The following is a 14705-nucleotide window of genomic DNA, read 5'->3' on the forward strand; positions in this document are numbered from 1 at the left end:
GGCCAGTTTCAAACAATCGTGATGGGAGATGGAATGATGAAGCGTTATCTGCTCGGCTCGGTGGCATGCCTGCTGCTCGTCTCGAACGCGCCGGCGCCGGACGCTGCTCCGGAATATGATATCGTGATCCGTGGCGGTCGCGTTCTCGATGGCGCCGGCAATCCCTGGGTGCGTGCGGATATCGCGGTCAAGAATGGCCGTGTGGTGCATGTCGGCAAGATTGCGGGCCGCGGCACGCGGGAGATCGACGCGACCGGCCGTTATGTCTCGCCTGGCTTTATCGACATGATGGACCAGTCGGGCGGCGTGCTGCTCGAAAATGGCGATGCCGAGAACAAGCTGCGCATGGGCGTGACCACCGTCATTGCCGGCGAAGGCGGCACGCCGGTCGATGCCGCGGAGATCTCCAACTATTTCAAGAAGCTCGAAAGCCAGGGTATTTCGGTCAATTTCGGCACTTACTATGCGTCGCATCAGGCGCGGGAAAAGATCATGGGCGATGCCGCGGGCGCGCCGACTCCCGCGCAGCTCGAGGCGATGCAAGGGGAAGTCAGGACCGCAATGCACGCAGGCGTGTTCGGGATCACCAGCGCGCTGATCTATCCGCCGAGCAGCTTTCAGACGACCGCGGACCTGGTCTCGCTCGCCAAGGTCGCAGGCCAGTGCAACGGCTTTTATGCAACGCATATGCGCGACGAAAGTGCGAAGCTCGTCCCGGCGATCGAAGAAGCGATCGAGATCGGAGAAAAGGGCGGGGTGAAGGTCGAGATATTCCATCTCAAGGCCGCCTATGCGCCGGAATGGGGCAAGCTGATGCCGCAGGCGGTCGCGGCGATCAACGCGGCGCGGGCGCGGGGCGTGGATGTGGCCGCGGATCTCTATCCCTATACGGCTGGCGGCACTGGCCTCGAAATCACTGCGCCGACCTGGGTCTGGGCCGATGGTGTCGAAAAGGGCATTGCGCGGCTGCGGGATCCCAAACAGCGCGAGCGGATGAAGAAGGACCTTGCGGCGGGTTCGATGCCGGGCTGGTCCAATCTGGTCCATGCCTCTGGCGGCTGGAGCAATGTGCGGCTCGCCAATGGCTTCAGCGCGAAATACGCGCAATATCACGGCCAGACCTTCGACAAGATCGGCGCGGCGCTGAAGCGCGACCCCGCCGATGCGGCATGGGATATCCTGCTCGAGGGGCTGCCCAACCGCTCCGTCGCGCTCTATTTCATGATCAACGAGAAGGATATCGAAACCGCGTTGCACCAGCCCTGGACCAGCATCGGCAGCGATGCGGCCGCATCGGTCAAGCTGGGTGGCATGGATGCGCTCGGCCTGCCGCATCCGCGCGCTTATGGCACCTTCCCGCGCGTCATCGCCGAATATGTGAAGCGCCGTCCGATCCTGTCGCTGGAAGACGCGGTGCGCAAGATGACCGGCTGGCCGGCGCAGCGCATGGGGTTGAGTGATCGCGGCCTGATCCGAGACGGCATGCATGCCGATATCGTGATCTTCGATCTGGCCAAGCTCGACGATGTCGCGAGCTGGGAAAAGCCGACCGCGCTGCCGACCGGGATCGACACTGTGATCGTCAACGGCGCGGTCACGATCGAGGGCGGCAAGCATACCGGCGCACGCAAGGGCGAGGTGCTCCGCCATAGCTGCGGCGATTGATACCAATGTGGCTTTGAGTGCATCTTCTTCTGTCATTCCCGCGAAAGCGGGAATCCCGCTTCTTCTCTTCTGTCTGCGAGAAAGGCAGCGGGATCCCCGCTTTCGCGGGGCTGACGGGGATGAGTTAGTCAGGCGTCACTGCGTCCACGCGATACCATGACAAAGGAAGAGTGCATGATCCGACACATTTCCGGAACCGGTCTTGCGGGCCTGGCGCTGCTGTTCTCGGCGCCGGCCCAGGCCGACCCGGTTCCCGCCGCGATTTCCGGCCCCGCCGATCTCGGCACGGCGGTCTCGGCGCAGATCGCCTGCGCCGGGATCTTCGTGACCGGGCGGGCCGAAGCGGATGTGCTGCGCGACGATGTCCAGGCGCTCGCGCCCTTCACCAAAGCGGTCACCCTGGCGGTCGACCGCAAGGATCACACCGTCACCGCATCGGCCCCCGGCGCCGTGACGCGCACGGCATTGTACCGGCCGGCAGTGGGCTGCACCTTGCTGACCGGCAAGACCAGCCGCGACACGCTGCTGCGCCAATCGGCCGGCCTTGCGCCGTTGAAGCCGCAGGCCGCGAAGCCCTGGCCACTGGGCGACGTCCAGCCAAAGGGGCCGGGGCCAAAGGTCGACAAGGCGGCGCTCGACCGGGCGGTCAACCAGGCCTTTGTCGAGCAGAACAAGGGCGGATATCCCGACACCCGCGCGATCGTCGTGGTGCAGGGCGGGCGGATCGTCGCCGAGCAATATGCCCCGGGCTTCGATCGCAATAGCGAATTGCTTGGCTGGTCGGCGAGCAAGAGCATAGCCGGCACATTGGTCGGCCTGCTGGTCGATGACGGCGTGCTTAAGCTCGATGCACCGGCGCCGGTGCCGGAATGGCAGGGCGCGGGCGATCCGCGCGGCAAGATCACCTTGCGCCAGCTGCTGACCATGTCGAGCGGCCTGCGTTTCGTCGAGAGCTATGAGCCCGGCAATGATTCGATCAACATGCTGTTCGCCGCGCCCGATATGGGCGCGCTGGCGGCAGCATTGCCGCAGGACAAGGCGCCGGGTTCGGCGTGGAGCTATTCGTCGGGCACGACCAATATCCTGTCGCGCATCGTGTTCAACGCGACTGGCGGGTCGCTCGAGGCGGCGACGCGGTTCGCGCGCAAGCGCCTGTTCGAACCTCTCGGCATGACGAGCACGCTGATCGAACCGGATGAATCCGGCGTGCCGGTCGGCAGTTCCTATGCCTATGCCACCGCGCGCGACTGGGCGCGGTTCGGTCAGCTCTATCTGAATGGCGGCATGGTGGGGAAAAAGCGGCTGCTGTCATCGGCATGGATCGACTTCGTCCACACTCCGACCGCGGCCGCGCCCCGGCCCTTTTACAGTGGGCAATTCTGGCTCAATCGCGGCGACGATGCCGGGGAACGCCGCCGGCTGTTCAAGGATCTGCCGGTCGATACCTTCATGGCGATGGGGCATAATTATCAGATGGTCGCAGTGATCCCGTCACGTGATGCGGTCATCGTCCGGCTTGGCTGGACGCCGGAGGGGCAGACCTTCGATTACAACACCTATCTCTCCCGCATCGTGGCCGCACTGGCTCCCGGTACGGGCGCTCAATGATCTGAAACCGCCAATGATCTGAAACCAAAGGACTATCGACAATGACTGTGCGCACCCGGCTGTCGCTCGATTATGTGGTTGAATCGCTGCCGCTGGCCAAGCCGTTCCGCATTTCCGGCCATGTCTTCACAGAAACCCCGGTGGTGGTGGTGACGATTTCCGATGGCGACCATATCGGGCGCGGTGAGGCAGCGGGGGTCTATTATCTCGGCGATGACGTCGCCGCGATGAGCGCCGCGATCGATGGCGTGCGCGATGCGGTCGGGGCCGGGGCGACGCGCGAGCAGTTGCTGCAATTGCTGCCCGCGGGCGGTGCGCGCAACGCGATCGATTGCGCGCTGTGGGAACTGGAAGCGCGGCGCAGCGGCACCCCGGTCTGGGAAAGCGCGGGCGTGCCGCAGCCTTGCCCGCTGCGCACCACCTTTACGCTCGGCGCCGACGATCCGGAGGTCATGGCGGCGGGCGCCCGGAGCTATGCCCAGGCGATCGCGCTGAAGCTCAAGCTCACTGGCGATCTCGATACCGATATCGCACGAGTGCAGGCGGTGCGCGCGGCACGGCCGGAATGCTGGATCGGCGTGGACGCCAATCAGGGCTTTGCGATCGGGGATCTCGACACGCTGGTCGCGGCGCTGGTGGCGGCAGATGTGCAATTGCTCGAACAGCCGTTGGCACGTGGCCGCGAAGCCGATCTCGACGGCTATCAATGCCCGATTCCGCTCGCTGCGGATGAAAGCGCGCTGACCCTTGGCGATGTCGAGGGGCTGGTCGGCCGGTTCAGCGTGGTCAATATCAAGCTCGATAAATGCGGCGGGCTGACCGAAGGACTGGCGATCGCACGCCGCGCACGCGAACTCGGACTTGGTGTGATGGTCGGCAATATGGTCGGGTCGAGCCTGGCGATGGGGCCGGCCTTTGTGCTTGGGCAGCTCTGCGACATCGTCGATCTCGACGGCCCGATTTTCCTTGCCGCCGACCGTGTCCCGTCGATCCGCTATGAACATGGCAATGCCTGGTGCGGCGAGGATATCTGGGGCCGCACGGTCGCCTGAGTGCGCAAACAGTCAATGATAACGGAATGGGGAGGGTGCAGATGAAGACGGCCATATTGGCGGCAATGATGTGCGCGACGGCGGTCCAGCCGCTTGCGGCGCAGGGCCCGGCGGGGCAGGGGGAGCCAGCACCCCGGACCTATATCCAGGCCGGGCGGCTGCTTGCCGATCCGGCCAGCGGGCGGGTCGAGAGCAGCAAGACGATCGTGGTCGAGGGCGGCCGCGTCGTCGAAATCCGCGACGGCTTTGTCGGCGACGGCAAGGTGATCGACCTGCGCGACAGCTTCGTCATGCCCGGCTTCATCGACAGTCACGTGCACATCACCTTCCAGTCCGGCCCCACCAGCCAGCTCGACGCAGTGACCAAGTCGGCGACCGATCAGGCCTTTGACGGACTGGTCTATGCGCAGCGCACGCTCCGTGCCGGGTTCACCACCGTCGTCGACCTGGGCGCCGATCCGCTGGCGATCAACGCGCTGCGCGATGCCATCGCGGCCGGCAAGGTGACGGGGCCGCGGATCATCGCGGCGGGCGGCGTCGCGGCGCATGGCGGGCATGGCGACATCCATGGCTATCGCCAGGAAATCCTCGACCTGTTTCGCGCGCCCACGCTGTGCTCGGGCGCCGATGAATGCGCGCGCGCAGTTCGGCTCGCGGTGCAGAGCGGGGCCGACATCATCAAGACCGCATCGACCGGCGGCGTGATGTCCAATACCGCGGCGGGGCTGGGCCAGCAGATGAGCGACGCCGAGCTGGTCGCGATCGTCGAGACCGCGCATCATCTCGGGCGCAAGGTGGCGGCGCATGCGCACGGCACCGACGGGGTCAATGCCGCGCTTCGCGCCGGCGTCGATTCGGTCGAGCACGGCACGTATCTCGATGCGGAATCGATCCGGCTGTTCAAGGCAAAGGGCAGCTATCTCGTGCCGACCCTGTTGGCGGGCGACACCGTCAAGCGGCAGGCGGAAACTGCCGACTGGATGCCGGCAAATGTTCGCGCCAAGGCACGGATCGTCGGCCCGCTGATGATCGACGCGCTGCGCCGCGCGCATGAAGGCGGTGTGAAGATCGCCTTCGGCACCGATTCCGCCGTATCGCCGCACGGCGAGAATGCCCGCGAATTCGCGCTGATGACGAAGGCGGGCCTCACCCCGATCGAAGTGATCCGGTCGGCGACAGTCTGGGGCGCGACGCATATCGGCCTCCAGGATGAAATCGGTACGCTCGCCACGGGCAAGGCTGCCGACATCGTAGCGGTGAAAGGCGACCCGCTCAGTGATGTCAGGGCGCTCGAGGCGATGGCATTCGTCATGAAGGGCGGCGTGGTGACGCGCGCGGTCGGAGAATAGCGGGCAGGCTGGTCGGGGCGATCACCGACCCGGCCAGCATGCTTTGCGCGATTCAAGTCACTGTCGAGCCTGTCATATCTGCCCTCCCACATGGATGCGTAGCATGCCGCGTAAGGCGCATCCGGGGTAGGGATTGAATCGAGCTCATCAGGAACGCTTCCGCAATTTCCCGATTTTCCCGCAAGCGCGCCGCAGAATTCCCATGGCGACGGGAATTTGGTGCAATCCTCGACGCCCAATTCAAGTTGACAATTTTCTAATTGGGATCATACTATTTCCAAATTAGAAATATTATCAAAGATCGCGCTTCGCATCTGGTCTGGCAATTCCGGCCGCGAAAGCGAAAGGGAAGGGTCGTTGGATATGCGCTCATTCAAGTTGCTCGCGTCGCTGGCATTGATGCTGATCGGCGGCGGTGTGGCGGCCCAACTCGCGCCATCCCCTGCGGCCTCGGTCTCGCCCCGGCAGCAGGCCGCCCCATCGCTACCCGTTGCCGCTCCGGGCGGACAGGCGTTGACGAAGCAGGATCTGGATAGCTGGCTCGACGGCTTCCTGCCCTATGCGCTCGCCAAGGGCGATGTCGCCGGCGGCGTGGTCGTAGTGGTCAAGGACGGCCAGATCGTGACCAAGCGTGGCTTCGGTTATGCCGATGTCGCCACGCGCAAGCCGGTCGACCCCGATCTTACCCTGTTCCGGCCCGGCTCGGTATCGAAGCTGTTCACCTGGACTGCCGTCATGCAGCAGGTAGAGGCGGGCAAGATCGATCTCGACGCCGATGTGAACAAATATCTCGACTTCAGGATTCCGCTGAAGGACGGTCTGCCCGTCACCATGCGCCAGATCATGACGCACACCACCGGGTTCGAGGAACATGGCAAATATACCATGTTCAACGATCCGAAATATCTGATCCCGCTGGACGACTATGTGAAGAACGGGCTGCCCCGGCGCGTCTTTACCCCCGGCACGACGCCGTCCTATTCCAACTACGCCACGACCCTGGCCGGCTATATCGTCCAGCGCGTGTCGGGGATGCCGTACAACGACTATGTCGAGCAGCGCATTTTCAAGCCGCTCGGCATGGCGCACTCGACCTTTCGCCAGCCGCTGCCCGGGCAATTCCTGCCGCTGATGGCCACCGGTTATATGGAGGCCTCGGGAGAGCCGCGTAAATTCGAGATCCTGGCGACCGTCCCGGCCGGCGCGCTGTCGTCATCCGGCACCGATATGGCTCGTTTCATGATGGCGCACCTCAACCAGGGGGCGGGGCTGATGAAGCCTGAAACCGCGCGCCTGATGCACAATAGCCCACTCACTCTGTTGCCGCCGCTCAACCGGATGGAGCTCGGCTTCTTCGAAACCAACATCAATGGCCGTCAGGTCATCGCCCATCTCGGCGATACGATGGCTTTCCACACCGCACTTCACCTGTTCATGAATGAGAATGTCGGCGTGTACGCATCGTTCAACAGCATGGGCAAGGATCGCTCGGTCGGCTCGGTGCGCCGTGCATTGTTCGAAGGGTTCGCCGATCGCTATTTCCCCAATATCGCGCCGGCCGACGGCAGGGTCGATGCGAAGGCCGCGGCCGAGCACGCGAAGATGATGGTTGGCAACTGGCTGAATAGCCGCCGGTCGGAAACGACCATCTTTGCCTCGCTCAAGCTGCTGGGCCAGGTATCGATCACGGTGGGGCCGAAGGGCGAACTGATCGTTCCCTCTGCCCGTGGCATGGATCGCGAGCCGATGAAATGGGTCGAGATCGCTCCGTTCGTTTGGCGCAATGTAGGGGGGCATGAGAGGCTCGCCGCCAAGGTTGTCGATGGGAAGGTGGTCCGCTGGAGCATGGACGGCATGTCGCCCTTCATGGTCTATGATCGCGCACCCGCGTCGCAATCCTCGGCCTGGCTGCTGCCGTTGCTCTATGCGGCCATGGGCGTCCTGCTGCTCACCCTGCTGCACTGGCCGGTGTCCGCACTGATCCGCCGCCGCTACAAGGCGCCACTCACATTGCAGGGCCGCTCGCTGCTCGCCTATCGCGGCGTACGGCTCGGGTCCGGGCTTGTGCTGGCGGTGCTTGGCGGCTGGGTCTGGGCCAGCGCCTGGCTCTCCAACCTCGACAATATGACGTCCCGCTCGGATGTGCAGATGTGGTCGCTGCAGATCATCGGCCTGATCGTGTTCGTCGGCGCCGTGCTGCTGGCGGGCTGGAACCTGTTGCTCGCCGTGCGGGAAAAGCGCGGCTGGTTCGGCAAGCTCTGGGCGGTGCTGATCCTGATTGCGACGCTTACCGTATTGTATGTCGCCTGGACCTTCGGCTTGCTGTCGATGTCGGTGAATTTCTAAAGTCGGGACTGAAATCCGGGTGGTAGCCGAACACTTCGGCTTGCCGCCCGGATCAATTCGGACTCTGAAGCATCGCCGGTTGGAGTGTGGGATCGCTCGCTCAACCCCCTAAGGACAGATCAACTCGGTCCACAGACGGCGCAAGTTAACTCCATCGCCCGGCGGCACCCTTGCCGCGGCAACATCGATCTGCGGCACCCTTGCCGCGGCAACATCGATCTGCGGCACCCTTGCCGCGGCAACATCGATTCAACGCAGCGGCATAATGCAGCACTGTGGAGGTAAGACGAGACGCCGGCCAGGCGCTCTTCCCGCTCTTTCACATGGCCGCGAAAACGCCGGGCGACCATCGCCCCTGTTTCGATCAAGACGGCCCCTGTTATTGCCCCTGTTCCACCCCTGTTTCCATAACAGGGGATGGGCCAGTCATGTCACTGAAAACAGGCGCATAATCCGGCAATCGGATCCAACATAACAGGGGCGGGAAAATACAACGCCGAAAACAGGGGATAACAGGGGCCAACCCTGGGCCAGTCAGCGGATGTGGCAGGCCACTGGCCATCATAGGCTGGCTCTTCGGGCCTGAAATGCTTCGGGGCAGCGGTGGATCGCACCGCTGCCCCGATGGCCGTCTCATGAAGTCCGCTTGGGAGCGGTCGTAGCGATCAGAACTTCAATTTGACGCCACCCGAGAAATAGCGGCCGATCACGTCGTAGTTCGGGTTGGTGTAGGGCGTATAGGGCGGGTCGGCGTCGAACAGATTGTTGACGTTGCCGAACAGCGTGAACGGCCCCGTTTTGAACTGCAGGCCGAGGTCGATATAAGTCCTGGCGCTGATTTGATTGTTCAGGATCTGCTTGCCGTTTGCGCCAAGCTGCGTGCTGTAGATGCCGCCGCCGACATAGCGGGCGCGCAAATCTGCGCCGAAGCCGCCGATTTCATAGTTCACCGAGCCGGTCGCCCGCCATTTCGGCGTGGAGAAGGCGGTGTCCCCGCCAACGACGCCGGCGACATCGTTGGTCCTGACGCCATCGGCGATCATCAGGTCGAAGATGTGATTGGCGAGCACACGCACGCCCAGTTTGCCGTTGCCCAGCGGCATCCGGTACGATGCTTCGATGTCCAGGCCGCGCGTGCTGTACGACACCAGGTTGCGGTAGGTTGCGGTAAGCGATTCGAGCTTGCCGTTGGCATCGCGGGTGATCACGCCACCACAGGTAGGGTCGTTGGGATTCGCCGCCTTGCACTGCCTGAGCGTGTCCGGCGCCGTGATCGTCGTGATCACATTGTCGATCTTGATATCGTAATAATCGACCGAGAGGCTGAACCCGCGCACATAATGCGGCGAATAGGAGCCGCCGAGCGTCAGCGTGTGCGAGATTTCCGGCGTCAGGTTGGGGTTGCCACCGGTATAGATCGATACGCCGGCCTGGGTCGCATCGAGGAAGGGATCGTAGAGATCGGCCTTGTTGGTCGCCCGGCTAAGGAAATATTCGGTGATGCTGGGCGAGCGGATGTCGCGCGAATAGACTGAGCGCAGCAACAGGTCGTTGGCGATCCGCATGGTGCCGCCGGTCTTCCACGACCAGATGCCGCCACTGGTGCTATAGTCCGAATAGCGCGCCGCGCCGTTGACCTCGAGATGGATGACGTTCGCGATGTCGATCAGCGGCACGTTGACCTCGCCGAATGCTTCCTTGACGCTGAAGCTGCCATTGGTCGCGGCGGAGTTGAGTGTCGAAAAGGCCTTTGCCTGCGACAGTGCGTCGATATGGCTTGTGACGAGCTTCTCCCAACGGAAATCGGCACCGAACGCGATATCGACCTTGCCGGCCCAGGTTGAGAAGGGCTGACCGTGCACACTGGCACCCGCCGCATCAAGCTTGGTCGTCACGATGGAGTGGGTGCCGCCAAAGGCATAGGCGACACCGGCCGCCGAAATATTGCCGTTGCCGAGCAGATTGATCGGTGCGCAGTTCGGATCGTCATTGGTGGTGCTGGCATCGGCATTGATGCGGCACACCGGCGCGCCGTTCACCAGCACGGCATCGACGGCATTGTTGAACTTGGCCGTGATCCGCTGATTGTAAAGCGACTGGTCGGCCCTGAGCTCGCCATGGTCGTAATAGGCGTCATAACCCCAGCCATCGCCGAACGACCCTTTGAGGCCGAACGCCCCTTCGAGATTGCGGCGCGAGAATCTGAAGTTGAGCATCCGGTCGGGGCCGACATCGTCGAGGATCCGGCCCAGCGCGAACGGCCCGGTGACCCCGGCTGCGGCAAGCTGGTTGCGCGCGGTCTGGGTCAGGAACGCATTGTCGGGCATGATCGCCACGACCGGCGTTTCCGGGAAGAAGGTATAGTTCGACCACATGCGGCTATAGCTGCCGTCCACCCAGAGCTTCAGCGAATCGGTGATGTCGAAGGTAGCGCGCGCGTAGACATTGTTGCGCTGGTACGGTGAGCTTACCGCGACATAATCAAAGATGTTCTGGCCGTCGCCGCCGACCGTGAACTGGCCCGAGGTCTGGCTGCCGAGCGGCAGCGGACCGACGCTGCCGTCGGGATTGAAGACGAGATTATAGGGCGTGGCATTGAGCCGCAGGACCGACCCGCCGCGATTGATGATGGTGTAGTTGACGTCGTTGGCGAGGATCAGCTGACCGTCGGCACGCTGGAACACGCTTGATTCGAGGTTGGGACGGCTCTTGCGGCCGAACGCGCCTTCTTCGCGCATATAATCGGCGGAAATCATGAAATGGCCGCGGCCGCCCGCGAAATCCGTGCCCCAGGCGATGTCGGCGCCGTAGCGCGCCGTATCGCCGCGCGAGGAAACACCGGTCTGCGCGCCCATGCGCCAGCCCTTCATCTCATCGTCGAGGATGATGTTGACCACCCCCGCGACCGCGCCCGAACCCCAGGCGGCCGATGCGCCGCCGGTCACGACATCGACCCGCTTGATCAGGTTTTGCGGCACGATGTTGAGATCGTTGGCGCCGGTGAAGCGGTGCCCGTTGAGCAAGGTCAGCGTGCGCACCGCGCCAAGCCCGCGCAGATCGGCCGTCGAGGTGCCGCTGGTCGTGTTGCCTGTCGTCGTTGCCGGCGTCGACGTGGCGCGGAACTGGGGACTATCGTTCAAGACCTGGGCGACGCTCGGGCGATTGCCCTGACGCAGTTCGGCCTCGCCGATGACGGTGGTCGGCGTCGGTGCATTGAAGCCGGAGCGCTGAATGCGCGAGCTCGTCACCACGATGTCGTCTTCCGTGGTCGCGTCGGCCGGTACGGCTTCGGCGATCGACGCGCTGTCCGCGCTGGACGCGGCATCTGCAGTCTGCGCCGATGCCGGCGCAAGGCACAAGGTCATCGAAAGCGCAGTGCTGGCGTACCAGAACAGGTGAATGGATTTCATACATACCCCCCTTTGTTTTTGTTGATATGGAAAATTGGCTGCGACACGCGGCGCTTCATCTCGTTTTAAAATCGGAAGCTGCACACGATCTCAACATTTGGCGATCGCGATAGATCAGGTTGCATCAGAGAATGCAATCCCAATTTGGACATAATTATCATTTTCGGAAAAATGTGAAACATCCTGCCTCGGTGCCGGGTGGGAATTAGACACCTGTAGACTCTTTCGCCAAACAAAGTATACGCGCGTATACATTTGATGTTTGCCAGGGTTATGGAGTCGATATGAAAGCCAGGATTCTCGTCACGGGTGGTACGGGCTATGTCGCCAGCTGGTGCATTGCCGGGCTTCTGTCGCAGGGCCATGCCGTTCGAGCTACGCTTCGATCGCTCGACAAGGCGGATCGGGTTCGGTCTGCGCTGGAAAAGGTCGGACATGATGTCGCCGGTCTGAGCTTCGCCGAAGCAGACCTCACCGACGATTCCGGTTGGGCTGATGCAATGACCGGCTGCGAGCATGTGCTTCACGTCGCGTCGCCATTGGGACATTCCGGGCAGCAGACCCGCGAAGCGCTTGTGCCGCCGGCACGCGACGGGACGCTGCGGGTCCTCAAGGCGGCGACCACCGCCGGGGTGAAGCGTATCGTCATGACCTCTGCGGCGGCCACGGCGCGTCCATCGTCACGCGAGGACCGACCTGCAAGGGAAACCGTCTGGGCCGATCCTGACATCCCCGATCTCGACCCATATCGTCTGTCCAAGATCCTTGCCGAACGCGCAGCCTGGGACTTCATGGCGCGCCAGAGTGGCACGACCAGCCTGACGACCATTCTTCCCGGCGCGGTCCTGGGTCCGTTGCTCTTTGCGGACACGGTTGGCTCGGTGCAGGTGGTCCAGCGCATGCTGAAGGGGCAGCCGCCCGCGCTCCCCAATCTCGGCTTTACGGTCACCGATGTCCGCGACCTTGCCGATATGCATATCCGCGCGCTTGTCGCACCTCAGGCGCCCGGCGAGCGATTTCTGGTCGGCGGCCAGTTCCTCTGGATGCGCGAGATCGCCGATATATTGCGCGATGGGCTCGGGTCGGATGCGAAGCGGGTTCCTGGCCGTCGCATGCCCGATTCGGTCTTCCGGCTGCTCGCTCTGTTCATTTCGGACCTGCGGATGTTCAGGGCCGATCTCGGACGCCGGAACGATATGGACACGAGCAAGGCCGAACGGATGCTGGGCTTTTCCCCGAGGCCGGCAGAGGTCACGCTGAACGATTGCGCGCGCAACCTGATCGCGCTGGGCCTCGCCTAGCGAACCACCGGCATGTTGCGTGCTGCACCGATCTCTGCATGAGGAATAGGGCACCAGTATTGCCTGTGCGGCCAGCTTCTTGGACGTGATGCCATCGCGATTGGAAAATGCCGAATGAGAGAGCCTGAGCGCCTGGTGAAGCGTTCCGCCAAGGCCGAAAATACCAGGGCGGCGATCCTTGCCTCGGCACGCCGGGCATTCGCCGAGCATGGCTATGACGGAGTGGGTGTGCGTGCGATCGCCGCCGGGGGCGGTGTCACCGCGATGATGGTGAACCGATATTTCGGATCGAAAGAAGGCTTGTTCGGTGAAGTCGTCGCCGACAGCATGCGCGATCCCATCATCCTCTCGCCCGACAATCTCGCCGCGCCCGACATCGCCCGCGCCTTTGCCGAAGCGTTGGTCGACCTGACCGCGAGCGGGGAACATCCGCTCGATGGCTTCCTGATCCTGTTCCGGTCGGCATCGAGCGATACCGCCGCGCGCATTGCCCGCGAGCGCATTGCCGCTGCGCATCACGCGACGGCGAGCCGGACCATCGTCGGAAATCACGCCGCCGAACGTGCGGGGCTGCTGCTCGCCCTTGTCGCGGGTTTTCAGATGATGCGCCAGATGATGAAGCTCGACACGCTCGCCGATGCCGAACCCAAACTCCTCATTGATCTGCTGACCCCGCTGTTCGCGGCAATCCTCGGCAACCCAGCGTCAGGGGATGAGTGATACCTTATTGACCGCGCATCGACTGGTCGCTGTCGGAAAATGGCGCGCCCGGCAGGAGTCGAACCTGCGGCCTCAAGATTAGAAGTCTCGTGCTCTATCCAACTGAGCTACGGGCGCGTGCGATGCCGGTTAGCGCGGATTGCGCGGCGGCGAAACCGGCTTCATAATTCAATTCATGAGCAATGGGGAAATTGACGGGCCCAAGCCCGTTTCGGCGGGCGAAATTGCCGGCGGGCAGCTTCGCTATTTCGATTTCGTGATGGCGGCGTTCGTCGCGATCATCCTGCTGTCGAACGTGCTCGGCGCGGGAAAGGTCGCGACCGTCAATCTGCCGGGGATTGGCGAGTGGCCATTCGGCGCGGGTATCCTGTTCTTTCCGATCTCCTACGTGATCGGCGACGTGCTGACCGAGGTTTACGGCTATGCGCGTGCGCGGCGCGTGATCTGGGCCGGATCGGCGGCGGTGCTGTTCATGGCATTCATGTCCTGGGTGGTCGTCGCGCTGCCGCCGGCGCCGAGCTGGGGCAATCAGGCGGCCTATGAAACCATTTTCGGGCAGGTGCCGCGCATCGTCTTCGCTTCGCTCTGTGCCTTCTGGGCCGGCGAATTCGTCAATTCCTTCGTACTGGCAAAAATGAAGCTGTGGACCGGGGGCAGGCATCTCTGGACCCGGACGATCGGGTCGACCGTGGCGGGGCAGGGGATCGACAGCCTGATCTTCTATCCGCTTGCCTTTCTGTATGCGGAAGGCTGGACCACGGACCTGGTGCTGAAAGTGTTGGTCACGCAATGGGTGCTGAAGGTCGGCTGGGAAGTGATCCTGACCCCGGTCACTTATGCCGTGGTCGGCTTTCTCAAGCGACGCGAGGGGATCGACGTGTTCGATGAGGGGACGGACTTCACCCCGTTCAGGGCACGCGTTTGAGCCCGCTTCAGGCGACCAAATACTGGCTGGTCAACAACCTTCACCTCGCCAAGGACGCGCTGCACGTCTATGTCGCGCTCGGCCTGTTGTTCGGATCGGCCTTGCTGTTCGGCTGGCGACTGAGCAGCTGGAAGCCGTGGCTCGTGGTGGCTGCGGCTGCGGTGATCGGCGAAATCTGGGACATTCGCGATCGCTATGTCGGCCACGTCGCGCAGAATTACACCGCCAATGTCCATGACTTATGGAACACGATCTTCTGGCCGAGCGTGATCCTGTTCCTGGCGCGGCGCACCAGCCTGTTCCGAGGCTCCGGAAAAACCAGATAGGTT

Annotated in this window: 10 protein-coding genes and 1 tRNA gene; 9 read left to right on the forward strand and 2 right to left on the reverse strand. The window is 63.1% G+C overall.

All coding sequences use genetic code 11. The features are described from left to right. Window positions 1–36: 36 nt before the first annotated feature. The 5 genes from H3Z74_RS05430 to H3Z74_RS05450 all read left to right on the forward strand — a co-directional run bounded on the left by H3Z74_RS05430 (window position 37) and on the right by H3Z74_RS05450 (window position 8020). Window positions 37–1665 (forward strand): N-acyl-D-amino-acid deacylase family protein, encoded by a 1629-nt coding sequence (locus H3Z74_RS05430; RefSeq protein WP_187762934.1) that lies wholly within the window; start codon window positions 37–39, stop codon window positions 1663–1665. A 174-nt stretch (window positions 1666–1839) separates the two neighbouring features. Next, window positions 1840–3273: a serine hydrolase domain-containing protein gene (locus H3Z74_RS05435; RefSeq protein WP_187762935.1), complete on the forward strand. Its 1434-nt coding sequence runs from the start codon at window positions 1840–1842 to the stop codon at window positions 3271–3273. Between the two features lie 41 nt (window positions 3274–3314). Next, window positions 3315–4325 (forward strand): dipeptide epimerase, encoded by a 1011-nt coding sequence (locus H3Z74_RS05440; RefSeq protein ID WP_187762936.1) that lies wholly within the window; start codon window positions 3315–3317, stop codon window positions 4323–4325. Between the two features lie 41 nt (window positions 4326–4366). Next, a complete protein-coding gene (locus H3Z74_RS05445; protein ID WP_187762937.1) occupies window positions 4367–5674 on the forward strand; it encodes a metal-dependent hydrolase family protein in 1308 nt (435 codons plus the stop codon). Between the two features lie 363 nt (window positions 5675–6037). Then, on the forward strand, window positions 6038–8020 hold the full coding sequence (locus tag H3Z74_RS05450; protein ID WP_187762938.1) for a serine hydrolase domain-containing protein: 1983 nt from the start codon (window positions 6038–6040) through the stop codon (window positions 8018–8020). Window positions 8021–8685: 665 nt separating this feature from the next. On the opposite strand, the gene H3Z74_RS05455 is transcribed toward H3Z74_RS05450, so the two are convergent. Then, a complete protein-coding gene (locus H3Z74_RS05455; RefSeq protein ID WP_187762939.1) occupies window positions 8686–11430 on the reverse strand; it encodes a TonB-dependent receptor domain-containing protein in 2745 nt (914 codons plus the stop codon). 284 nt (window positions 11431–11714) lie between these two features. Between H3Z74_RS05455 and H3Z74_RS05460 the strand changes: the two genes are divergently transcribed. Next, entirely contained in the window at window positions 11715–12731 is a 1017-nt protein-coding gene (locus tag H3Z74_RS05460; protein ID WP_187762940.1) for an NAD-dependent epimerase/dehydratase family protein, read from the forward strand. Between the two features lie 135 nt (window positions 12732–12866). Next, the gene (locus H3Z74_RS05465; RefSeq protein WP_229726911.1) at window positions 12867–13451 is read left to right on the forward strand and encodes a TetR/AcrR family transcriptional regulator; all 585 of its coding nucleotides are present in this window, start codon (window positions 12867–12869) and stop codon (window positions 13449–13451) included. A gap of 40 nt (window positions 13452–13491) precedes the next feature. Here the strand turns inward: H3Z74_RS05465 and H3Z74_RS05470 are convergent. Beyond that, window positions 13492–13568 (reverse strand) — tRNA-Arg (locus H3Z74_RS05470). A gap of 58 nt (window positions 13569–13626) precedes the next feature. Here H3Z74_RS05470 and H3Z74_RS05475 point away from each other — a divergent pair. Together H3Z74_RS05475 and H3Z74_RS05480 are read left to right on the forward strand one after the other, a co-directional pair. After that, entirely contained in the window at window positions 13627–14376 is a 750-nt protein-coding gene (locus H3Z74_RS05475; RefSeq protein WP_187762942.1) for a queuosine precursor transporter, read from the forward strand. Continuing rightward, window positions 14373–14702, forward strand: coding sequence for a hypothetical protein (locus tag H3Z74_RS05480; RefSeq protein WP_187762943.1), 330 nt, complete (start codon window positions 14373–14375; stop codon window positions 14700–14702). Before H3Z74_RS05475 ends, H3Z74_RS05480 begins: the two co-directional genes overlap by 4 nt. The last annotated feature ends 3 nt before the right edge of the window (window positions 14703–14705 follow it).

It is taken from the genome of Sphingomonas alpina (assembly GCF_014490665.1).
GTDB lineage: Bacteria > Pseudomonadota > Alphaproteobacteria > Sphingomonadales > Sphingomonadaceae > Sphingomonas > Sphingomonas alpina.

Excerpts from the sequence above, each read along its gene's own strand:
- H3Z74_RS05430 (WP_187762934.1), top strand. The coding sequence starts at position 37 with ATGAAGCGTTATCTGCTCGGCTCGGTGGCATGCCTGCTGCTCGTCTCG.
- H3Z74_RS05435 (WP_187762935.1), top strand. The coding sequence starts at position 1,840 with ATGATCCGACACATTTCCGGAACCGGTCTTGCGGGCCTGGCGCTGCTG.
- H3Z74_RS05440 (WP_187762936.1), top strand. The coding sequence starts at position 3,315 with ATGACTGTGCGCACCCGGCTGTCGCTCGATTATGTGGTTGAATCGCTG.
- H3Z74_RS05445 (WP_187762937.1), top strand. The coding sequence starts at position 4,367 with ATGAAGACGGCCATATTGGCGGCAATGATGTGCGCGACGGCGGTCCAG.
- H3Z74_RS05450 (WP_187762938.1), top strand. The coding sequence starts at position 6,038 with ATGCGCTCATTCAAGTTGCTCGCGTCGCTGGCATTGATGCTGATCGGC.
- H3Z74_RS05455 (WP_187762939.1), bottom strand. The coding sequence starts at position 11,430 with ATGAAATCCATTCACCTGTTCTGGTACGCCAGCACTGCGCTTTCGATG.
- H3Z74_RS05460 (WP_187762940.1), top strand. The coding sequence starts at position 11,715 with ATGAAAGCCAGGATTCTCGTCACGGGTGGTACGGGCTATGTCGCCAGC.
- H3Z74_RS05475 (WP_187762942.1), top strand. The coding sequence starts at position 13,627 with ATGAGCAATGGGGAAATTGACGGGCCCAAGCCCGTTTCGGCGGGCGAA.